Source organism: Methylobacterium sp. AC690, assembly GCF_979256535.1.
The window spans coordinates 100474-121321 of the sequence record NZ_CEEDOX010000005.1; the positions used below are offsets into that span (position 1 = coordinate 100474).

At 68.9% G+C, this 20848-nt stretch carries 20 protein-coding genes; 12 read left to right on the top strand and 8 right to left on the bottom strand.

Annotated features, from left to right (window positions below; all coding sequences use genetic code 11):
- Positions 1 to 20 precede the first annotated feature (20 nt).
- Both AC0IY1_RS07545 and AC0IY1_RS07550 read right to left on the bottom strand, forming a co-directional pair.
- Positions 21 to 743, bottom strand: coding sequence for a hypothetical protein (locus tag AC0IY1_RS07545; protein WP_471768761.1), 723 nt, complete (start codon positions 741 to 743; stop codon positions 21 to 23).
- 270 nt (positions 744 to 1013) lie between these two features.
- Complete coding sequence (locus AC0IY1_RS07550) at positions 1014 to 1658, bottom strand: MBL fold metallo-hydrolase (RefSeq protein ID WP_471768762.1); 645 nt, start codon at positions 1656 to 1658, stop codon at positions 1014 to 1016.
- A 365-nt stretch (positions 1659 to 2023) separates the two neighbouring features.
- On the opposite strand from AC0IY1_RS07550, the gene AC0IY1_RS07555 reads away from it, so the two are divergent.
- Complete coding sequence (locus AC0IY1_RS07555; RefSeq protein ID WP_055949454.1) at positions 2024 to 3658, top strand: ABC1 kinase family protein; 1635 nt, start codon at positions 2024 to 2026, stop codon at positions 3656 to 3658.
- A 15-nt stretch (positions 3659 to 3673) separates the two neighbouring features.
- Here AC0IY1_RS07555 and AC0IY1_RS07560 read toward each other — a convergent pair whose 3' ends face one another.
- Positions 3674 to 3973 carry a HigA family addiction module antitoxin gene (locus AC0IY1_RS07560; RefSeq protein ID WP_471768763.1) on the bottom strand — a complete coding sequence of 100 codons (300 nt, stop codon included), beginning with the start codon at positions 3971 to 3973 and terminating at the stop codon, positions 3674 to 3676.
- 287 nt (positions 3974 to 4260) lie between these two features.
- On the opposite strand from AC0IY1_RS07560, the gene AC0IY1_RS07565 reads away from it, so the two are divergent.
- Entirely contained in the window at positions 4261 to 4521 is a 261-nt protein-coding gene (locus tag AC0IY1_RS07565; RefSeq protein WP_103710260.1) for a DUF3892 domain-containing protein, read from the top strand.
- Positions 4522 to 4601: 80 nt separating this feature from the next.
- Here AC0IY1_RS07565 and AC0IY1_RS07570 read toward each other — a convergent pair whose 3' ends face one another.
- Positions 4602 to 6269 (bottom strand): alpha-amylase family protein, encoded by a 1668-nt coding sequence (locus AC0IY1_RS07570; protein ID WP_471768764.1) that lies wholly within the window; start codon positions 6267 to 6269, stop codon positions 4602 to 4604.
- Positions 6270 to 6526: 257 nt separating this feature from the next.
- On the opposite strand from AC0IY1_RS07570, the gene AC0IY1_RS07575 reads away from it, so the two are divergent.
- From AC0IY1_RS07575 to AC0IY1_RS07585, 3 genes are all read left to right on the top strand, one after another.
- Positions 6527 to 9604 (top strand): penicillin-binding protein 1A, encoded by a 3078-nt coding sequence (locus AC0IY1_RS07575; protein ID WP_471768765.1) that lies wholly within the window; start codon positions 6527 to 6529, stop codon positions 9602 to 9604.
- 84 nt (positions 9605 to 9688) lie between these two features.
- Positions 9689 to 10219, top strand: coding sequence for an RES family NAD+ phosphorylase (locus AC0IY1_RS07580; RefSeq protein ID WP_471768766.1), 531 nt, complete (start codon positions 9689 to 9691; stop codon positions 10217 to 10219).
- Between the two features lie 225 nt (positions 10220 to 10444).
- On the top strand, positions 10445 to 11497 hold the full coding sequence (locus AC0IY1_RS07585) for a hypothetical protein (protein ID WP_471768861.1): 1053 nt from the start codon (positions 10445 to 10447) through the stop codon (positions 11495 to 11497).
- A gap of 505 nt (positions 11498 to 12002) precedes the next feature.
- On the opposite strand, the gene AC0IY1_RS07590 is transcribed toward AC0IY1_RS07585, so the two are convergent.
- Positions 12003 to 12218 carry a hypothetical protein gene (locus AC0IY1_RS07590; protein WP_055949441.1) on the bottom strand — a complete coding sequence of 72 codons (216 nt, stop codon included), beginning with the start codon at positions 12216 to 12218 and terminating at the stop codon, positions 12003 to 12005.
- Between the two features lie 226 nt (positions 12219 to 12444).
- On the opposite strand from AC0IY1_RS07590, the gene AC0IY1_RS07595 reads away from it, so the two are divergent.
- The 6 genes from AC0IY1_RS07595 to AC0IY1_RS07620 all read left to right on the top strand — a co-directional run bounded on the left by AC0IY1_RS07595 (position 12445) and on the right by AC0IY1_RS07620 (position 17842).
- Positions 12445 to 12696, top strand: a complete 252-nt coding sequence (locus AC0IY1_RS07595; protein ID WP_055949438.1) for a hypothetical protein — start codon at positions 12445 to 12447, stop codon at positions 12694 to 12696.
- Between the two features lie 193 nt (positions 12697 to 12889).
- Entirely contained in the window at positions 12890 to 13699 is an 810-nt protein-coding gene (locus AC0IY1_RS07600; RefSeq protein ID WP_055949434.1) for a Crp/Fnr family transcriptional regulator, read from the top strand.
- 214 nt (positions 13700 to 13913) lie between these two features.
- Complete coding sequence (locus AC0IY1_RS07605; protein WP_471768767.1) at positions 13914 to 16106, top strand: PAS domain-containing protein; 2193 nt, start codon at positions 13914 to 13916, stop codon at positions 16104 to 16106.
- Between the two features lie 86 nt (positions 16107 to 16192).
- Complete coding sequence (locus AC0IY1_RS07610) at positions 16193 to 17005, top strand: heme ABC transporter permease (protein WP_471768768.1); 813 nt, start codon at positions 16193 to 16195, stop codon at positions 17003 to 17005.
- 64 nt (positions 17006 to 17069) lie between these two features.
- Positions 17070 to 17234 carry a heme exporter protein CcmD gene (gene ccmD / locus AC0IY1_RS07615; RefSeq protein WP_103710223.1) on the top strand — a complete coding sequence of 55 codons (165 nt, stop codon included), beginning with the start codon at positions 17070 to 17072 and terminating at the stop codon, positions 17232 to 17234.
- 17 nt (positions 17235 to 17251) lie between these two features.
- Positions 17252 to 17842 carry a DsbE family thiol:disulfide interchange protein gene (locus tag AC0IY1_RS07620; RefSeq protein WP_471768862.1) on the top strand — a complete coding sequence of 197 codons (591 nt, stop codon included), beginning with the start codon at positions 17252 to 17254 and terminating at the stop codon, positions 17840 to 17842.
- A 17-nt stretch (positions 17843 to 17859) separates the two neighbouring features.
- On the opposite strand, the gene AC0IY1_RS07625 is transcribed toward AC0IY1_RS07620, so the two are convergent.
- On the bottom strand, positions 17860 to 18576 hold the full coding sequence (locus AC0IY1_RS07625) for a Crp/Fnr family transcriptional regulator (protein ID WP_471768769.1): 717 nt from the start codon (positions 18574 to 18576) through the stop codon (positions 17860 to 17862).
- Positions 18577 to 18746: 170 nt separating this feature from the next.
- On the bottom strand, positions 18747 to 18980 hold the full coding sequence (locus AC0IY1_RS07630) for a DUF6894 family protein (protein WP_471768770.1): 234 nt from the start codon (positions 18978 to 18980) through the stop codon (positions 18747 to 18749).
- Positions 18981 to 19425: 445 nt separating this feature from the next.
- Here AC0IY1_RS07630 and AC0IY1_RS07635 point away from each other — a divergent pair, with 445 nt between their 5' ends.
- Positions 19426 to 20184: a Crp/Fnr family transcriptional regulator gene (locus tag AC0IY1_RS07635; RefSeq protein WP_471768771.1), complete on the top strand. Its 759-nt coding sequence runs from the start codon at positions 19426 to 19428 to the stop codon at positions 20182 to 20184.
- 25 nt (positions 20185 to 20209) lie between these two features.
- Here AC0IY1_RS07635 and AC0IY1_RS07640 read toward each other — a convergent pair whose 3' ends face one another.
- Entirely contained in the window at positions 20210 to 20827 is a 618-nt protein-coding gene (locus AC0IY1_RS07640) for a septation protein A (protein ID WP_103710264.1), read from the bottom strand.
- Between the last annotated feature and the right edge of the window lie 21 nt (positions 20828 to 20848).

Below are 20848 nucleotides of genomic sequence, written 5' to 3' on the forward strand. Positions count from 1 at the left end.
GATCGGACGCCGATCGACGATCAGTCCGGCCCCCGGCGGGCATCGACGAGGCTCAGGCTCAGGTCCGGTCGACCGCGTTCGGCCAATCCCGCCGCCAGGACGTCGTGGTCGAAGTGAGGGTGGGGGAAACTGCCGGCAGCCGGGCGGAAGGTCACCTCCCGTCCAGCGCGCCCCTGGCTGTCCCCGGTGCACCGCAGGGGCGCGACGGGATCACCGTGGGCGAAGTCGATCGCATAGGCCTGACCGGCGTGCCAGATCCGGAGGCCGAACTGCTCCGAGAGGGCGTTGACGGACGCGACGCTGATCCGCGCCGTGTCACCCAGCCCGGGCGGCCCATCGTAGCGCGGCGGCTCCAAAATGCCCGGCGGTTCCAAGATGCCCGGCGGTTCCGAGACGCTCGCCTGGCCTGTGCGACGGCCACGGGCCTGGCTCTCCAGGATCGTCAGCCGTGTCTCGATCGCCGAGACGCCCGTCGCGGGGTCGCGTTCGAGAGGATCTGCGGCGCCGTTGTCCGAGATCGTGACCGAGCCGTCCCGGTTCAGGGTGACGGCCACCCGATCCGCCCCGGCCCGATCGAGGGCGTCATCGACGACGACGAAGACCAGATTGTGCAGACCCGTGCCGTCATCCGTCGCGCCCACGTACAGCGACGGTCGCCTGCGGACGGGGTCGAGCCCCCACAAGATCTGGATCGGATCCGTGAAGAAGTCATCCGGCGATAAGGGTCGACGTTTGTCGCTCATGGGTTTGCCTCCGCCCGAAAGTCGCGAACAAGGTCTCGCCGGGGTGGGAGCTTGCCGGAAAGACGACGAACCAAAACGAACAGGGAGAAAGACACTAAAACGGCGAGACGGATCGGGGCGGCTGCCGGTGTCCCGCTGTCGGTGCCCCCGCTCCGAGGTTCCTGTTCCCCGCAAGAGCCAAGCCCCTTGCGAGGCCGCTTGCGAGGCCCCTTGCAATGCCCTTTGCAAGAGCAAAATCCCATGCAAGAGCGAGGCCTCAATCCTGGAGGCTCACTCCTGCAGGAACGGGTTCGACACGCGCTCCTCGCCGAGCGTGCTGGTGGGGCCGTGGCCGGGGATGAAGGCGACGTCGTCGCCCAGCGGCAGGACCTTGTCCTTGATCGCCCGGATCAGCTGCTCGTGGCTGCCGCCGGGCAGGTCGGTGCGCCCGACCGAGCCCTTGAACACCACGTCGCCCACCAGGGCGAAGCGCGCGTCGCGGCTCATGAAGACCACGCTGCCGGGGGAGTGGCCGGGGGCGTGCAGGATGTCGAAGGCCAGGCCGCCGACCTCGACTTGGTCGCCGTCGGTGAGCCAGCGGTCCGGCGTTACGGCCCGGGCGGCGTCGATCCCGTAAGTGGCGCCGGTCTCCGGCAGGCTGTCGAGGAGGTAGCGGTCGGCCTCGTGCGGGCCCTCGATCGGCACGCCGAGCCGGTCCCGCAGCTCGGCCGCGCCGCCGGCATGGTCGATATGCCCGTGGGTGAGCAGGATCTTCTCGATGGTGATGCCCTGGGCGGCGATCGCCGCCTCGATCCGGTCGAGGTCGCCGCCCGGATCGACCACGGCGCCGACCTTGGTCTCGTCCGACCAGATCAGGGTGCAGTTCTGCTGAAAGGGAGTCACCGGAATGATTCCGGCGCGGGGCGTACCTGGCATCGCTGCTCTCGCGGGATGGCGCCGCGGCGGCGCGGACGGGCCGCCCGCCCCGGCAGGGGGTTGGCGCCGCTGCGGCGCCGGTGGGCCTGTCTAGCCCGAGATCGGCGCGGGCGCGAATCCGCCACGCCCGGGGCGGTCCCGGGCGTGGCGGCTCCGAGATCGCGGTCCTCGGGGCGCGGCTTCCAGGTCTCGGCTTCCAGCTCCCGGCTTCCAGGTCCGGACTTCCAGGTCTCGGCCCCCATGTCGCGCCCCCATGGTCAAACTTCGGCCTCGCCACGGGCCTAACGGAGCCTTAACCACGGTCCGGCCGCACGCCTCGCCGGGCGAGCCACCGTCCCCCTTCCCCATCCGGGCCCCTTGCGCACATGCTGAAAACCGCCTTCGTCGCCGCACGGGACCGGCAGCGCCTCGGGGAGATCGCGTCCGTCCTCATCGGCTTCGGCGTCACCAAAGTGGTCGAGCGCCTCGGCCTCGCCCAGGTGGCGCGCCTCGCCAAGCGCCGGACGCCGCAGGTGGACATCGCCCGCCTGTCGCAGCCCCAGCGCGTGCGCCGGGCGATCGAGACCCTGGGGCCGACCTTCGTCAAGCTCGGGCAGATCCTGGCGAGCCGCCCCGATCTCCTGACGCCGGAATGGACCGAGGAGCTGGAGAAGCTCCACAGCCAGGTCTCGCCGATCCCGTGGGAGCGCATCCGGCCCCAGCTCGAGGAGGATCTCGGGGCGCCTCCCGCGGAGATCTTCGCCGAGTTCGACACCACGCCGCTGGCCGCCGCCTCCATCGCCCAGGTCTACCGCGCCCGCCTGCAGACCGGCGAGGAGGTGGTGGTGAAGGTGCTGCGCCCGGGCCTGCGCAAGACCATCGAGGCGGACCTGCGCCTGATGGGCCACGCCACCCGCATCGTCGTGGACGAGTGGCCGGAATTCGGGCGCTACCAGCCCCAGGAGCAGATGCGCCACCTCGCCAGCGGCCTCTACGGCGAGCTCGACCTCATCAACGAGGCGCGCAACTGCGAGACCATCGCGGCGATCTTCGCCGACCGCGACGACATCGTGGTGCCCAAGATCCACTGGGAATGGACCTCCGAGCGGGTGCTCGTGCAGGAATTCGTGCACGGCATCCCGCCCAACGACCATGCCCGCCTGGACGCCGCCGGCTACGACAAGGTGCTGCTCGCCCAGAAGGGCACCGACGCCTTCCTGCAGATGGCCCTGATCGAGGGCGTGTTCCACGCCGACCCGCATCCCGGCAACATGCTGATCATGCCGGACAACCGGATCGGCTTCATCGATTTCGGCATCATCGGGCGCCTGTCCCAGCGTCGGCGGACCCAGCTCCTGATGCTGATCGGCGCGATGCTCAAGGAGGATTCCGACGGGCTGATGGCGGTGCTCCTCGACTGGAGCGGCTCGAGCAACCCGGACCTGACCAAGCTGGAAGCCTCGTCGCAGGCCTTCGTCGCCCGGCACACCGGCGCGACCCTCGATTTCGGAGCCCTGCTCACCGACTTCATGACCATGGCCCGCGAGAACGACCTTGCCATGCCCACCGACCTCGCCATCCTGTTCAAGGGGCTGGTGACGGCCGACGGCGTGATGCGCCAGCTCGACCCCGGCTTCGACCTGTTCTCGGCCGCCGGCCCCACCGTGAAGCGCAAGCTCGCCTCGCAGTTCTCGATCAAGGGCCTGACCCGCAAGGTCGAGGCGGTGGGTGCCGGCCTGTTCGGCGCGGCCTCCGAGCTGCCGACCCTGATCCACCTGATGCTGGTGCGCCTGAAGCAGGGCCGCGTCACCGTCGAGATCGAGCTGAAGGGCATCGAGAAGCTCACCCGCGGCATCGAGCGCGCTGCCGCCCGCATCGCGGTGGCGCTCATCGTCGCCGCCTTCGCGACCCAGCTCGCCCCCCGCTTCATGGACCTCGGCACGCCCGCCTTCATCACCGTCGGCGCGGTGGTCTGCGTGATCGGGATCGGCTGGCTCGTGCTGCTGGGCCGCAACAAGTAGCGAGTCGGGCGATCCTCAGGACGTCGCGGCGGGTTCGGCCGCGCGGGGGCGGACGCCGGACTCATCCACCGTCGCCCGCGCCTTCGACAGGTCGTGGGCGTTCTGGAGGTTGAGCCAGAAGTGCGGTGCCGTCCCGAAGCGGACGCCGAGCCGGATCGCGGTATCGGCGGTGATGCCACGCCGCCCGCGGATGATTTCGGAGACGCGATGGGCCGGGACCCCGATTTCCGCCGCGAACTGCCGGGCGGAGAGGTCGAGCGGCGTCAGGTATTCCTCCACGAGGATTTCGCCGGGATGAGTGCGGATGCGGGCCATGGTCGATCGCCTGTGCGGTCTCGCGATCCTGTCCTCGGTCCTGATGTTTGAAAAGGCCTGCCGCCGAACAGCAGAGGGTCTGCCAGTGGCGACGATCGGACGACTGACCGCGGCATCGGTCGGGGCGACGGCATGCCGGCCGCGGACCGCGTGCGACGCCCGCGAACCGGAGGACAGAGCGTCGAAAACGCCCAGCGGATCGTTTCCTTGAGGTTGTAAAATTCGCGCTTGAAATTACCTGAAGTTGGTAAGCCCGCGTGGGCTGCGAACGGAAGGAAGCGTGCACCATGGCTGATCGCGCGGTCAGGAAGACCGGAAAGAACGCTCAGGGCGACATCACGACGTTGTGTAACGACGGGGACGCGTGGTCGCCGCGTCGGAAGCCCGATGCCATCAACGACATCGAGTCCGGGCTCCATACCTATCATGTGCCCTGGATCAACGGACGGACCGAGATCCGGGTCGTCCAGGGGCCGAACGGCAAGTACCTGCGGACGGACCGCGATACGACGACCCGAAACAACCTGGACGATCTTCCGGATTGCTGATCCGGTTCAGGGTCCGGGCGCGACCCCCGCGGCGGCCCGGCTCCCGGCGGGGCCGCCGCGCCGGCGTCTTCGCAGCCGGCTCACCCCACCCGCCGCTTCAGCGGGGCGTCGAGGCCGCCGACGCGGAACCAGTGGTAGCCGTAGCGCTCCATCATCAGGCAGTGGCGGCCCTCCGCGTCCGCCTCGCAGCGGCGGCCGGTGAGGAGGTCGACGAGGATCCGGCCCTCCGGCCCCTCAACCCCGGCCGAGAGTTCGATCTCCATCGGCGTGCCCGCGAGGTTGTGCACGCAGAGCACGGAATTGCCCTCCCAGTCGTAGCGGATCGCCAGGATCGCCGGCGAGGCGGTCTCGATCACCGCGAAGTCGCCCCAACCGATCTCCGGCACCTCCTTGCGGGTGCGGATCACGCTCTCCATCCAGTTCAGGAGCGAGCCGCGGTCGTGGCGCTGGCTGGCCACGTTGACGTGGTCGAAGCCGTAGGCGCCGTGGTCGATCACCGGCAGGGTCGGGGTCTCGCTCTTGGTGAAGCCGCCCTGGGCCTCGCCGCTCCACTGCATCGGCGTGCGGGCGCAATCCCGCTCCTTGAGCGTGAGGTCGTCGCCCATGCCGATCTCGTCGCCGTAGCGCAGGACCGGCGTGCCCGGGAGGGTGAACATCAGGGAATAGGCGAGCTCGATGCGCTGCTGGTCGCCCCCGAGCATCGGGGCGAGGCGGCGCCGGATGCCCCGGTCGTAGAGCTGCATCCCCTTCTCGGGCCCGAAGGCGGAGAACACCGCCTGGCGCTGCGCCTCGGTGAGGCGGCCGAGGTCGAGCTCGTCGTGGTTGCGCAGGAACACCGCCCACTGGGCCGAATCCGGCCGGTTCCAGGTCTTGCGCATGGCCTTGGCCAGGGGGCGCCCGTCGCCGGCGGCGAGGCCGTAGAACAGGGCCTGGTTGACCTGGAAGTTGAACAGCATGTGCAGCCGGTCGGCGTCGTCGCCGAAATATTCGAGATCCTTCTTGGGCAGGATGTTGGCCTCGCCCAGGATGATGGCGTCGCCCTGGCGCCATTGCAGGAACTCGCGGAAGTCGCGCAGCATGTCGAACTGCTCGTCGGGCTCGCCGGTGACCTCCGGCCCCTTCTTGGCGATGACGAACGGCACCGCGTCCATGCGGAAGCCCGAGACGCCGAGCTGGATCCAGAAGCCCATGATCTTCTGGATCTCGGCCCGCACCGCCGGATGGGCGGTGTTGAGGTCCGGCTGGAACGGCATGAAGCGGTGGAAGTAGTAGGCCCCCGCCTTGGCGTCGCGGGTCCAGGTCGTGGTCTGGACGCCGGGAAACACCATGCCCTCGTCGGCGTGGGGCGGCCGGGTCTTCGACCAGACGTACCAGTCCCGGTAGGGCGAATCCGGGTCCGCGCGGGCGGACTGGAACCAGGGATGCTGATCCGAGGTGTGGTTGACCACGAGGTCGATCAGGACGCGCAGGCCCCGCTGCTTGGCCGCGTGGGTGAAGGCGACGAAGTCGCCGAGCGAGCCGTAATCCGGGTCGACGCCGTAATAGTCAGAGATGTCGTAGCCGCCGTCGCGCTTCGGCGAGGGCTGGAACGGCATCAGCCAGATCGCCGTGATGCCCATGCCCTGCAGGTAGTCGAGCCGGCGCTCCAGCCCGGCGAAGTCGCCGATGCCGTCGCCGTTGCCGTCGAGGAAGGTCCGGACCGACAGGCAGTAGACGACGGCGTTCTTGTACCAGAGGTCCTTGATCATGCCGGCATCCCCGGGGGCGGGCGCCCCGGAGCCACAACGCGGCCCCGCGGGAAAGCGTTGCCGTGAGCGTGGCCGTTCGCATGACCCTTCGCACGATCGGGCGCATCGCCAGCGGGCGCGCCGCCCCAAGCGTGGCCGCGTCGTCCTTAAATCAGCCGCCTTGTGCAGCGCATCTGCCACGCTCCGGCGCGCGGCCTCGGCTATGACCCGTGCGGACCCAGTCCCGTGACGACCCAACCTCCGGTATCCCGGCCCGCATGAACATCATCCTGATCAAGCTGTTCGCCACGGCGCTGACGCTCAGTCAGGTCACGACGCGGCCGGATGCGGTGAAGACGCAGTTCGATCCCGTGACCGACAAGGCCCAGGTGGTGCAGATCCTGCGCGACGGCTGCGCCCACATGCGCAAGGCCTTCGACATCGAGGACATCAACCTCGACGAGCTGATCTCCACGGCCATGGAGGACCCGAGCGCGGTGGCGGGCGCCAGCGCCCCCAAGATCCTGCACGGGCTCGACATCGGCGAGCTCAACGTCAGCTACCGCCAGTTCTGCAAGGGCGAGACGCCCAAGGACTCGCCCTTCGACGCGGCCGAGGTCATCGCCTTCTACAACAAGGCGGTGGCCGACCTGCCCTCGGCCGAGGCCCTGAAGGAGCGCAAGCTCCCCGGCGCCAGCCTCATCCTCGACGGCGCGGGCAAGCGCTACGCCGAGGCCTTCGAGGCCAATGGCCGGCGCCTGAGCGTGCCCATCGCCGAGGTGCCGGCGATGGTGCAGAAGGCCTTCGTGGCGGCCGAGGACAAGCGCTTCGAGACCCACCGGGGCATCGACGAGCGCGGGGTGATCCGCGCCTTCATCGGCAACCTCGCCTCCCCGGGCCGCCCGGCCGGCGGCTCCACCATCACCCAGCAGGTGGTCAAGAACCTCTCGGTCGGCGACGACGTCACCTACGAGCGCAAGATCCGCGAGATGATCGTGGCCTCCCGCCTGGAGCACATCCTGGGCAAGCCGCAGATCCTGGAGCTCTACCTCAACGGCATCTATCTCGGCCGGGGCGCCTACGGCATCGAGATGGCGGCGCGCAGCTACTTCGGCAAATCGGTGGGCCAGCTCACCGTGCCGGAGGCCGCGCTGCTGGCCGGCATGCCCAAGGGCCCGAACTTCTACAATCCCGACAAGTACCCCGACCGGGCCCGCGAGCGCCGGGCCTACGTGCTGGCGCGCATGAAGGAAGAGGGCGTCATCACCGAGGCGCAGCTCGGCGAGGCCGCCAACGCGCCCCTCGGCCTGAAGCCGATCGACGCGGTCCGGCGCGATTCCGGCTTCTACTTCGTCGACCACCTGGCCCGGGAGGTGCGCACCTTCGCGGGCGTCGACTCCCTCACCGCCGCCAGCCACGTGGTGCGCTCCACCCTCAATGCGGGCCTGCAGACCGCCACGGAGGCCGCCCTGCAGGAGGGTCTCTCCACCTACGAGCGCGCCACCGGGCGCGCCCGCTACGAGGGGCCGGAGCTCAACCTCGCCGACGCCGTGCGCAAGCTCGAGGCGGCGGTGCCCGCCGCCGAGGCCTCGCCCCTCGGCGTGCCCCTCCTCACCGGCGATCCGGTCAAGCCGGTCCCCGGTCCGAAGCCGGCCCCGAAGACGAAGGCCGAGCGCAGGGCCGCGGCCGCCGCCGACAAGGCGGCGGAGCAGGCCACCCCGAAGGTCGAGCGCCCGAAGCCGGCCTGGCAGCGGGCGCTGGAGACCGCCCGCCCGGTCCTCTACGACGTGCACTGGCCGCTGGCCGTAATCCTCGACACCGGGCGCGGCGGCACCGCGAAGGTCGGCCTCGCCGACGGCCGCACCGCCAGCCTCGAGCCGGGCCCGGCCCGCGGAAAGCTCCAGCCCTACGACGTGGTCCGGGTGAAGCTGCGCGATCCCGGCGCGAAGGTGCCGCGTGCCGACCTGCGGGTGCGCCCCGGCGTCCAGGGCGCCGCCCTGGTGCTGGAGAACCGGACCGGGCGCATCCTCGCCATGGCGGGCGGCTTCTCCTATCCGGTGAGCCAGCTCAACCGCGTCACCCAGACCGTGCGCCAGCCGGGCTCGACCCTGAAGCCCCTCACCTACCTCGCCGCGCTCAATGCCGGCCTGCAGCCCAACACCCTGGTGATGGATTCCGCCATCACCCTGCCGCCCATCGGCGGCGTCGGCGATGCCTGGTCGCCGAAGAACTACGAGGGCTCGGGGGCCGGGGCCACGACCCTGCGCCGGGGGCTGGAATTCTCCAAGAACCTCGTCACCGCCCGCCTGCTCCAGGGCGGCATCGCCGACAAGGCGCCGGCCAGCCTGCAGAAGGTCTGCGACCTCGCCCTGGAGGCGCAGATCTACGCCGCGTGCGAGCGCTACTATCCCTTCGTGCTCGGCGCCCAGCCGGTGCGGATGGTAGACCTGGCGGCGTTCTACGCCGCGGTGGCCAACGAGGGCGCCCGCCCGGCGCCCTACGCGCTGGAAGCCGTCGAGCGCGACGGCAAGACCCTCTATACCCGTGAGGCCCGGGCCCCGACCCGGATCGGCTCGGCCGACCGGGTGGCGTTCTACCAGCTCAAGACCATGCTGCAGGGGGTGACGAACCACGGCACGGCGGCGGCGCTGAGCCGGTTCTCGTCCTCCATCGCGGGCAAGACCGGAACCTCCGAGAACGAGAACGACGCCTGGTTCGCCGGCTTCACCAACGAGATCACCATCGTGGTCTGGGTCGGCTACGACAATGCCGACGGCACCCGCCGGACCCTCGGGCACGGACAGACCGGAGGCCACCTCGCGGTGCCCATCGCCGGCTCCATCCTCCAGGCGGCCTGGGCCAACGGCGTGCCGCGCACGTCCCTGGCCCCGCCCTCCCCGGAGGCGCGCCAGGACCTGCTCGAGGCCAGCATCGATCCGCGCAGCGGCCAGCGCGTCGACGGCGGCGGGTTCCAGGAGCATTTCCGGATCAAGGACGGCCGGATGGCCGACACCCAGTACAAGCTGCTGCCGCGCGAGACCCGGACCGCCATGCGGCCCGATCCCGAGGATGGCGACCTCGGCGCCGAGGACGAGGCCCCCGACGTGGCGGGCGGCCTGTTCGGCGGCCTCGACGGCAGCAGACGGGCGCAACCGGATTACGATCAACGCCGGGGGCAGCCCGAGGCCGATCTGCTCGATCCCTACGGGGCGCGCCGCAACCGCCGGGCCCAGTCCGAGACCTACCAGCCCTGGCCGGGCACGCAGCGCTCGCCCTTCGGCGACGACGAGGAGGTCCGTCCGCGCCAGCGCCGCCGCGATCCCGACTACCTGTTCGGCGACGAGCCGCGCTTCTAGGGCATGCGGCGCCGTGAGACGCCCGCGGGCGACATCCGAGGTGCGTGGCACGGCGCCGGGGCCGGTGCGGAGGAGACCGGCGCCATGCTGACGCCCGGGTCCCAGGGCCGGTTTGCCGATCCGCCCCCGCCCGAACTCCGCCCGGGCCGCGGCGGCCACTGCGCGGTGGCGGGCACCTTCTACAGGGCCGTGGCCCCAGCCCATGCGGCGGCGGCGCTGTCCGGGTCGCACCGGGCCGGACGCTATTCGCGGCCGGGCCAGCCCACGCTGTATCTCAGCGCCTCGCGGGCCGGGGTCGGCGCGGCGATGCGCGCCCACACCACCGCGACCGATCCGGCGAAGGTGGTTCTCACCCTCCGGGTCGAGGCCGACGCCCTGTTCGACCTGCGCGACGCCGAGGCCGTTGAACGCGTGCGGCGGGCCGCCGGCGCCCCGTTCGGCGACTGGCAGCAGGATCTCGCCGACGGGCACGAGCCCTCGTCCTGGCGCGCCCGCGACTGGATCGCCGCCCAGGGCGCGCAGGGCCTGATCGATCCATCCCGCCAGGCGCCGGGCCTGTGGCACCTCGTGCTGTTTCACTGGAACGTCACGGGTGCGCCGCAGGTGTGCCGGTGACGGCCCGGCCGGGCGCGCCGGCCGCCTGCCCCTGATTCGACGGATCGCCGGCCGAGACCGGGCGCGCGCCCATATCCTTTCCCGACTCCCGTCCTTCCCCGACTCCCATTCTTCCCCCGACCCAGATCCCTCCCCGACTTTCGAGGCCCCGACGTGAACAGGCAGATTTCGCAAGCGCCGCTCTCCCGCAGCCGCAGGCCCACGACCCTTCTCGCCGCCCCCGTCCTGACCCTGGCCCTGGCTCTCGCCCTCGCGGGCGGCACCCTCCCGCCGGCCCGTGCCCAGGAGGGCATCAAGCTGCAGCCGCCCGCGAGCCCGGCGGTGTCGGAGCGGATCAAGGACGTGCCGGCCATCGAGGCGGCCGGCGTCACCGGCCTGAAGCCCGGCACCATCCTGTTCACCGACCATCGCGACGATCCGACCAAGCCGGAGAGCGGCCTCGTGCCCTATCTCGACTGGGGCAAGCTGCGCCCCGGCGAGCGCGCGGCTCTGGCCCCGCACCCGACCTATGCCGAGCCCGACTACGTGCAGACCCTGAACGGGGTGGCCAAGCGCCGGCACGAGACCCTGAAGGTCTACGTGGCGCAGGGGCGCTTCGTGGTGGCGAAGGCCCCGGAGAGCATCGACCTCTCCGCCTACGCCACCCTCGGCTTCGTCGCGAAGATGGACCCGGTGATCAAGCACAAGGCCCTGAACCCGGCCGACGCCACGCCGAACAAGGACCCGGCGGCCGCCTTCGCCAAGCGGCCGGACCGGCCCTGGTGCGAGGTGGGCACGACCTGCATCGAGTCGCGCTACGACCTGGAGGGCAAGTTGCCGCTCGGCGTGAAGCTCGCCAACCGGCTGGAGGACGGGGCCTCGAAGAAGATCGCCGAGTTCGTCTCGTTCCAGAGCGAGCTGCGCACCCTGCCCCCGGCGGAGATCGCAGCGCTGGGCAATCTCACCAAGCTCGACACGCCGGTGACCGGCGGGCTGGAGCAGACGATCTTCTGGGTCAACCAGATCCTGCGCTTCGGCAAGTTCCTGGCGGTGTTCCAGCCGATGCCGGGCGATCCCGGCAAGACCGTGGTGACCACCTACATGGCCCTGGCGATCAAGGGCGACGTCCTCGACCGCAAGCAGGAATACGCCCGCGTGCCGGTGCTCAAGAACCTGCTGCCGGCCCAGGTGCTGATGGGCAACTCGTCCTTCAACACCGGCACCTCGATCAGCGCCGGCCTGCCGACCTACGCCCGCAACCGCATGATCGCCTTCGCGGACGCGCTGGCGAAGAACTGAGGGCAGGCCCTGGGGCACGCGCCTCCCCGACGGATCCCGGGCCTGCCCGAGATCCGTCGCGCTGGTGGGTGGCGTTGAAGGCGGAGAGGCTTGGGCGCCCCCCGACCGTCGGAGGCCCGCGGAGCCACCCCCGCGGAACCTCGGCCCGCGCCGGGGAGAGGGACACGCCCTCCGTCCAGGCCGGGCGACGCTGATCCGTCTTGGTTTCCCGGCGGGGTGATGGCAAGCGACAGCGCATCGTCGTTCCGAGGCGCCGTCGGCGCGCCCGGACTCCGGAGCCGCCAACGCTGTCAGATCTTGCGCCGCCTGCGCGCCTGGATCGCGGGCGCCGCTGCGCGGCCCCGGGATGGCGGGGTGGGACGGATACCGTTTCGCCGCGCGAAGCGGTCTCCGCGGTCAACCCGGGTGGACGCCGTCGCGTCGCTCAGGTCCTCGCGTGGAGGACCGCGTCACGCCCACGCCCCTCCCCATCCGGGGAAGGGACGCACCGGGGGACGCTGCCGGCTCAGTTGCCGCGGAAGGCGATCGAGGGCATCGACGGCTGGGTGTACTGGCGGTTGACGTCGCGGCGGGTCTGGGTGCCGTTGGTGTTGCTGGACTGGCGATAGTTGCTGGTGTCGAAGGCGTCCGAGAGACCGCTGCGGCCGCTCGGGCTGTCGCTGTTGCAGGCGCAGAGGCCGCCCAGGAGGGTGGCGGCGAGGGCGAGGGAAGCGAGGCGCATCGGGGCGGATCCTGTGGCGAAAGCAGCGCCTGTGGTGCTGCCCCGGCCCCGCGCCCGTCAAGCGCAAGGCTAACGAATCGTCGCCGGTTCCTGCCGTACTGATGTTGCCGTGCCACGAAAATGCTCACCACCTCGGCAAGGAAGCGGCGGTTCGGGGGGTGAAGATGGGGAATCGCGGCGCGTGCAGGCTGGCGCTTTGCCCGCGAACACGCGAGACATGGTGTCAATGAGCAACGTCGTTCCCTTCCTCCGCCGCCCCGCCGCTCCGCCGGTCGTCATCAGCGACGTGGTGGCGGTCGCCGACGATCTCTTCGCGCTCCTGGAGCAGCTGGAGCTCGTGAGCGCCCGGGCCGCCGCCATGGGACGCCCGGCCCGCGAGGTCGAGCGCACGGTCCAGAACCTCCTCGACGCCGTGACGGCCGTGGAGCGGGCCCTCGACTGTATCGGCGAGGGCGACGAGGCCGGCCAGGCGCGCTGACGGCCGGTCCGCACCGGCTTTCCCGGCCCGGTCCCTGTTGCGAATGCACGAATCGGCCCGTCGACGGCACGCGTCCACTGAAGTTCCCATCAAAACGACAAATTTGTCTCAGCAAAGGTCTACTTGTAGACAGACGGATGCGACGGCTCTGCGCTAGAGGCCGGAGAGACAGACGGTGAACACAGCGCACGGCATGGGCCCGGCCTCCGATCGACCTACGGGCAACCTTCTCCTCGACGGCCTCCGGCCCGAGGATCGCGCGCTGCTCGAGCCCTTCCTCGACCCCCTGCCGCGGGAGCGCGGCGAGTCCCTGTTCGAGGCCGGCAGCGACGTCACCTCCATCGCCTTCCCGTGCCGGCAGGCGGTGGTCACCCTCATCGTCGCCATGCGCGACGGCCGCAGCGCCGAGGTCGCCACGGTGGGTCGCGAGGGCGCGGTGGGCGGCGTCGTCAGCAGCGGCTTCCTGCCCGCATCCACCAACGCCGTCGTCCAGATCGGCGGACCGATCCTGCGCATGGACGCCCTGCGCCTCCAGGAGGCCAAGCGGGTCTCCCCGGCCCTGCGCAACCTGTTCACCCGCTACGCCGACTGCCTGCTCGCGCAGGTCCTGCAATCGGTGGCGTGCAACGCCCTGCACCCGATCGAATCCCGCTGCCTGCGCTGGCTCCTGACCCTGCAGGACCGCATCGGCACCGACGTCCTGCCGGTGACCCACGAGCTGCTCGCCACCATGCTGGGCGTGCAGCGGACCTACCTCACCCGGATCCTGCGGGCGCTGCAGCAGCAGGGCCTGATCGAGGTCGGGCGCGGCCGCATCACCGTCCGCAACCGCGTGCTGGCGGAGACCGCCGCCTGCGAGTGCCACGGCGTCGTGCGGAGGCACTACGAGACGGTGCTCGGCGCGGTCTACGATCCCGGCGGCGGCCTCGTGGCGGTGGAGCCGCCCCCCGACCGGCGGGAGACGGACGCGCCGCGCGAACTCGCGACGTCCGAACCGGCCTGACCCTCCCCTCCGCAGAGCCCCGCTTCCCCGCCTGCCCCCGATGACGCAGTCCGCCGCAAACCAGCAGCCCGGCCAGGCCCCGGACGAGCCGCCCCCGGCCGCCGGGGACCGGACGGCTGCGGGCGCGCCGGGCTTCGAAGCGGCAAGTGGTCCCCCGAGTGATTCCGCAAGCGATCCCATAGGCGATCCCACAGGTGATCCCGCGGATGCGGCGTTGCTCCTGCGTCTCGCCGCAGAGTCGGCCGGCCTCGGCCTGTTCACCTACGACCCCGCCACCCGGACCCTCCGGTGCGACGCCGGATTCCGGAGCCTGCTCGGCCTCGCCGCGCCGGGGCCGGTCGCCGACGCGGACACCGTCCTCGCGGCCCTCGACCCCGAGGATCGCGCCGCGCTGGACGCGGCGTTCTGCGCCGCCCTCGCTCCGGCGGGGTCCGGGACACTGGACTGCACGGTCCGGCGCGTGACCTCGACACGACCGCGTTGGATACGGGCGCGGGCGCGACGCGTGGTCGACCAGGGCCGCGCGGCCCGCCTGGTCGGCACGATGCAGGACGTCACCGAGGCGCGGGCGGCCGAGATCGCCGCACGCGCCACCAACGACGCCATCCGCGACTGGGACCTCGCCACCGGCGTCGTGCTGTGGAATCCCGCCCTGACCACCGCCTACGGCTGGGCGCCGTCGGAGGTGGGACCGACCAGCGCCTGGTGGCTCGCCCGGATCCACCCGGACGATCGCCCCGGCGTCGAGGCCGCTCTGGGCGCCGCCCTCGCGGGCGGCGTCGAGGCCTGGAGCCAGGAGTACCGCTTCCGACGCGCCGACGGCACCTATGCGGAGGTCCTCGACCGCGGCGCCCTGGTCCGCGACGCGGACGGAATCCCCCTGCGCATGAGTGCCGCGCTGCTCGACCTGACAGAGCGCAACCGCGTCGGCGCGCAGTTCCGGGCGGTGTTCCAGGGCGCCAATATCGGCATCGTCCAGTTCGATCCGCGGACCGTGCGCGCCTTCGCGGTGAACGCCAAGCTGTGCGAGATCTGGGGGGCGCCGGAATCCGAGATCCTCGGCCATTCCCTCGCCCGCTGGACACCGCCCGAGGACGACGACGACCGGGCGGGGCTGCACGAGCGCCTCGCGACCGGGGAGACCCTGCAGCTCCGCCTGGAGAAGCGCTACCGCCGCATGGACGGGCGCATCATCTGGGCGCGGGTCAACCTGGTCTCACAGCGCCTGGGCGGCGAGGTCCACGCCACGGCGATGATCGAGGACATCACCGAGGAGAAGCGCGCGGATGCCCGCCGTGAAGCGCTGATCGCCCTCGGCGACCGCCTGCGCGACCTGCACACGCACGCCGACGTGGTCGCCGCCACGGCCGAGAGCCTGGGGCGGACCCTGCTGGTCGCCCGGGCGGGCTATGCCCAGGTCGACCCCGGCGGTCAGATCGCATCGCTCAATCCCGACTGGACCGCCGAGGGGGACGCGGATGCGACCCACGCCGTCGGCCTGCCGACCGCGTCTCGGTCGACCCTGGCGGCGAGCGTCGGCCGTCTGGGCCGCGGCGACGTCATCAGCGTGGCCGATATCGCCGCAACGCCCGAGCGCGTCGACGACCCGGAGGGCTATGCCCGGCTCGGGATGCGCGCCGTGATCAAGGTGCCGGTTCTCCGCCGGGGCCGCCTCGTGGGCATTCTCTACGTCCTCGATCGCCATCCCCGCGATTGGAGTGCCGGCGAGATCACGTTCGCGCGCGAAGTGGCGGAGCGCGCCTGGGGCGGTCTCACCCGCGTCGAAGCCGACGAACAGCAGCGTACGTTGAACCGGGAACTGAGCCACCGCCTCAAGAACACCCTCGCGATGGTTCAGGCCATCGCCTCGCAGACCCTGCGCAACGTCACCGATATCGAGGCCGCCAAGGAAGCCCTGGCGGCCCGTCTCATCGCCCTCGGCAAGGCGCACGACATCCTGCTCGCCGGGGTGCACGAGAGCGCCGAGATGGAAGCGGTGATGCGCGGCGCCCTCTCGATTCACGACGATCGGCAGCCTGGGCGCTTTGCATTCGCGGGCCCTGCGGTCCTTCTCGGCTCGAAGGCGGCCCTGGCCCTCGCACTGATGCTGCACGAGTTGGCGACCAACGCCGCCAAGTACGGTGCGCTCTCGGTTCCCGATGGACGGGTCAACCTTCACTGGAGCCTCGACCAGGACCGAACCACGGGTGGGACGATGGTCCAGCTGATCTGGTCCGAAGCGGACGGGCCGATGGTCACACCGCCCACGCACAAGGGGTTCGGGTCGCGACTGATCGAACGCGGCCTCGTCGGTGCCGTCGGCGGCACGATCGCGCTGGACTACCATCCCACCGGTCTCGTCTGCAGCGTGGCAGCACCCCTGGAAGGCTTCCAGTCCAGTGGCTGATCGCCCGAGGACGTGACCGGGTTCCGCCTCCTGCGCGTAACCCACGCATTGCCGCTGCACCGCACCCTGGGCTAGAGGGCGAGACCATGTGGACACGCCTCGCCCATCCCGGTCACTTCCTGCGCTGGACCCAGCCCGTGATGCCCTGGCTTGCCGGGCTGTCGGGTCTGCTCCTCGTTGTCGGTCTGTATCTCACCTGGTTCGTCGTGCCGCCCGATTACCAGCAGGGCGAGACCGTACGGATCATGTACATCCATGTGCCGGCGGCCTGGCTCGGCGTCTTCTTCTACGGCGCCATGGCGATCTCGGCCATCGGAACCCTCGTCTGGCGTCACCCCCTGGCCGATGTCGCCCAGCGCGCCGCCGCGCCGATCGGGGCGGCATTCACGCTCATCTGCCTCGTGACCGGATCTCTGTGGGGCAAGCCCATGTGGGGCACCTACTGGGTCTGGGATGCGCGCCTGACCTCGATGCTCGTGCTTTTCCTGATCTATTGCGGGATCATCGCCCTGTGGCGGACGATCGAGGATCCGAACCGGGCCGCGCGTGCCATCGCCATCCTGACCCTGGTCGGCGCGGTGAATCTGCCGATCATCAAGTTCTCGGTGAACTGGTGGTCGACCTTGCACCAGCCGGCGTCGATCATGCGCATGGGCGGATCGTCCATCGATCCCAGCATGCTCTACCCGCTGCTCGAGATGATCCTCGCTTTCACGATCCTCGGCGTCACGCTGCACCTCCAGGCTATGCGCACCGAGATCTTGCGGCGCCGAATTCGGGCCTTGACCCTGCGGGAAGCCGAACGCCTCGATGCCGGCCCGTCGTCCGCACGTGGGGCGTCGATGAGCCAGGGGGCGATGGGGCAAGCGCCGATCGGTCGGGCGGTTCAGAGCCTGTGAGCCCCGCATCGATGTGGGCAGCAGGGACAGGCACCCCGGAAATCTCACTCGTGAAGTTTTGTCCATGACCCTTGGCCAGCACGCCGGCTACATCCTGGGGGCCTATGCCTTCACCGCTCTGGTGGTTGGTGGGCTGACTCTTCATGCGTTGCGCGATCAACGCTCTCGGAAGCGAGAACTGGATCGCCTGCAGGGTGAGGTGAAAGACGGTCCGGGAGGCCGCGCGTGAGCACGCCCGAATCCTCGATGCAAAGTCCGGAACCAGTCCGGCGTTCGCTGCTGGTCATCCTGCCGCTCGTCACGTTCGCAGTCCTTGCTGGAATCTTCTTTCTTCGCCTGCGCTCGGGTGCCGATCCCGCGGCCATTCCCTCGGCGCTGATCGGCAAGCCGGCGCCGACCTTCACCCTGCCGGCGATGCCGGGCTTGGTTTCACAGGGCGCGCCCGTTCCCGGCCTCTCTCATGCCAATCTTCTGGGCAAGGTCACGGTGGTCAATTTCTGGGCTTCATGGTGCGCTCCCTGCCAGATCGAGCATCCCCAGCTCATGCGACTGGCGCGGGAGCCTGGCGTCCACTTGGTCGGCATCGACTACAAGGACACGCCGGAGAATGGGCGCCGTTTCCTGACCCGGAACGGCGTTCCCTTCCAGGCCGTGGGGCTCGATACGGAGGGACGCACCGGCATCGATTTCGGTGTCTACGGAGTTCCCGAGACCTTCATCATCGGACCGGATGGCACCATTCGGGACAAGCTGGTGGGAATCCTGACCCCGGAGAGCTATCCCGGTGTGCTCGACAAGATTCGATCCATCGAATCGGCGGCCTCCACCCCGCGATGACCTGACCCGACGGACGCTCAGCGCCTAGCCCGGAGGAGGCGGCGATATTCCGTCTCAGGCACGCCGTAGCTGTCCCCCGCCGCGGCCTTGAGCTTGTCCCGGTCCAACACCTGAACGTGCGAGCGCCGAGCCTTGATCATCCCGGCGCCCTCCAGGCTGTGGATCGCCGTCGTCACGCCGGGGCGGCGCACGCCGAGCATCGTCGAGAGGAACTCGTGCGTGACGGGGAACTCGTCTCCGTCCACCCGATCGTGGCACATTAGAAGCCAGCGGGCGAGGCGCTCCTCCAAGGTATGACTGCCGTTGGACAGCGCGGTTCCAGCGGTCTGTAAATGGGCCACATAGGCGTAATGCGCGAAGATTCCCCTTAGGAGTCGCCGCTCCTCGATGAGGCGCCGGAATGCCGTGGCTTCGACCCGGACGGCATCCCCCTCGATCTGCACGAAGGTCTCATGGGGCGTCCGGTCGACATCGAGCAGCAGCGGGACCCCGACAATTCCTTCAGGACCGGTGATGCACACCTCGATCCGCCGGCCCTCGGGCGTAGCGGCAACCTCCGAGGCGATACCCGATTCTAAGAAATAGACGTGCGTGATTGATTTGTTGGCGGCGATCAGGATGTCTCGGCGCCCCAGCGCTACGCCCTCCGCAACGGATTGGATCGCCTCATAATCATCAGGGCTGAGGATGCTGAGGAGGTGATTTCGAACGTATCGCTGTGACGGCACCGGCATGAAACGTAGCGGCTCGATAGAGCAGCTATCGAACGTCTTGCTGCTCGGACAGGGGGACAGACGTCTCTCATAGCCGGATCTAGGTCTTAAGGAACTGCATCAGAGGGCGTCTGTACTATGTCGTACAATTTGCTGGCTAGGCTATGTCTGCCCCTGCTCCGAAATGTACGCTATCGTACGGTTGAAAATGCGATCTCGAGTAAGACTCGACCGGATGGATCCGTAACTTCGAAGCTGCGGCACTCCCAGATTTTGGGATCACCATAGGTCTCTGGGCGCCTGCGAATGTCGTGAACGGTGCGCTCGACGAGATCGCGTGCCTCAGGCAAGCCCGGTAAGACATCGCCTTCGGGATCAAAGATCAATGTATCTCGGTCCCGGATATTTAGGAAGTACTGGGGCATGGCGGATTCATCCGGTGATTACCTGAGGGAACCGTACCATGCGAAGCTTGAACGGCGCCGCAAGGTGCTTGTTCTTGTAAGGGGGGTTCCCCTCTCTTAGACGATCGTCTCCAGGCCTCTTCGTACGTGCAGCCACAGCGAAGGGTATCTGCACAACAGATCTTTATTCTTGTTCGTTACTGCTGGATTGGCTTTCCATAATCTCACCTACAAGAACGGCAATCAAGGATAGAACAATATTTCAATCGGTTGTGATTATATATTTCTGACGAAATTTATATTAAAAAAGATATAGATTGTTATCTTATATCACAAGGGGAGTTTCTGTCTTTCTAGATAAGTTCTTCGTCTGATAACGGACCGAAATACAACTCGTTGTTATCTTCACAATGCAGCATCGATATGGCATGTCCACTTCGTCGCCCAAGTTAAGTACGGGCTGCGGGTGACCTTGCGTTCGCACTCCCGCTTTTTGATTGCCGGGGTTGTGACGTCGATCATTGTTCAATCCGAGGTTCGCAACCGCCTCCTTCGCGCGTTGCCGCCATCCGAGTTCGAGCGACTTCGATCATCGCTGGTTCGTTGCTCATTCGAGCAGGGAGCCTTGCTCGAAGTCCCTGGCGAGCCGATTGCGGCCGTACATTTCCCGGAGCCGGGCATGATCTCCGTGATTGCTCACGCGTCCGACGGCGTACAATCAGAGGCTGGGATCGTCGGGCCAGAGGGTATGATCGGCATCGCCTTGCTCAACGGGGTCGATAGCGCGCCGCACAGCGCTCTCGTTCAGGTGCCGTGCCGGACCCTGCGCATCGACGCGGATGCATTCCGGACGGCACTGTCCGAGAGCCGGGCTCTGCACGCCTACTTCCTGCGCTACGCTCAGTTCTACGCCGTGCAACTGGCCCAAGCCGGTCTCTGCAATGCGCATTTCACTATCGAGCAACGCCTCGCCCGCTGGCTGCTGATGTGTCACGACCGGGCCGACCGGGAGGATTTGCCGCTGACCCATGAGACGCTCTCACTGATGCTCGGCGTCCGGCGTGCAGGCGTGACGACCGGGCTGCGCGTGCTCGAACTCGCCGGCGCCCTGAAGATGCGCAGGGGCGGCATCGGAATCCGTGATCGTGTTGCACTTCTGGCTGTCGCCGGGGCATCCTACGGCGTTCCTGAGGCCGAGTATGCCCGCATCATCGGCGCAGCTTGAGGAACGCCGTCAGCTTCGCGCGATATCAAGGGGAACTGCTATCAGGCTCTTTGCGCTCATGGCGTAGAAGAAGCGGTGTCTGGGCCAACGCGAAGGCGATAGTCAGCGGCATGATGCCGAAAACCTTGAAGCTGACCCAGAAATCTTCCGTCTGAGTCCGCCAGACGACCTCGTTGATCACTGCCAGGAAAAGGAAGAACACCCCCCAGCGGAAGGTCAGCTTGCGCCATCCATCCTCCGTAAGGGCGAACATCGAATCCAGTACGACCGAGAGCAGGGACTTGCCGAAGGCGAGGCCGCCCAGCAGCACGACGCCGAACAGCGTGTTCACGATGGTCGGCTTCATCATGATGAAGGTCTTGTCCTGTAGCGCCAGGGTCAATCCTCCGAACACGATCACCACCACACCCGAAACCAGGGGCATGATCGGCAGGCGCCGCATCAGCGCATAATGGACCGCGAGAGCCGCCACGGTTGCGGCGATGAAGATGCCGGTCGCCACAAACAGCTTCTGATCCGGGTGGACGCCCAGGCGTTCGGCGTAGGCGTTGCCGAAGAAGAAGACCATCAGCGGCCCGAGCTCGAGGGCGAGCTTCAGGAACGGGGGGAGATGGCGGTGCGGGGGAATGGCTTCAATCTGCATGGTGTCCGTCATATAGGGTTG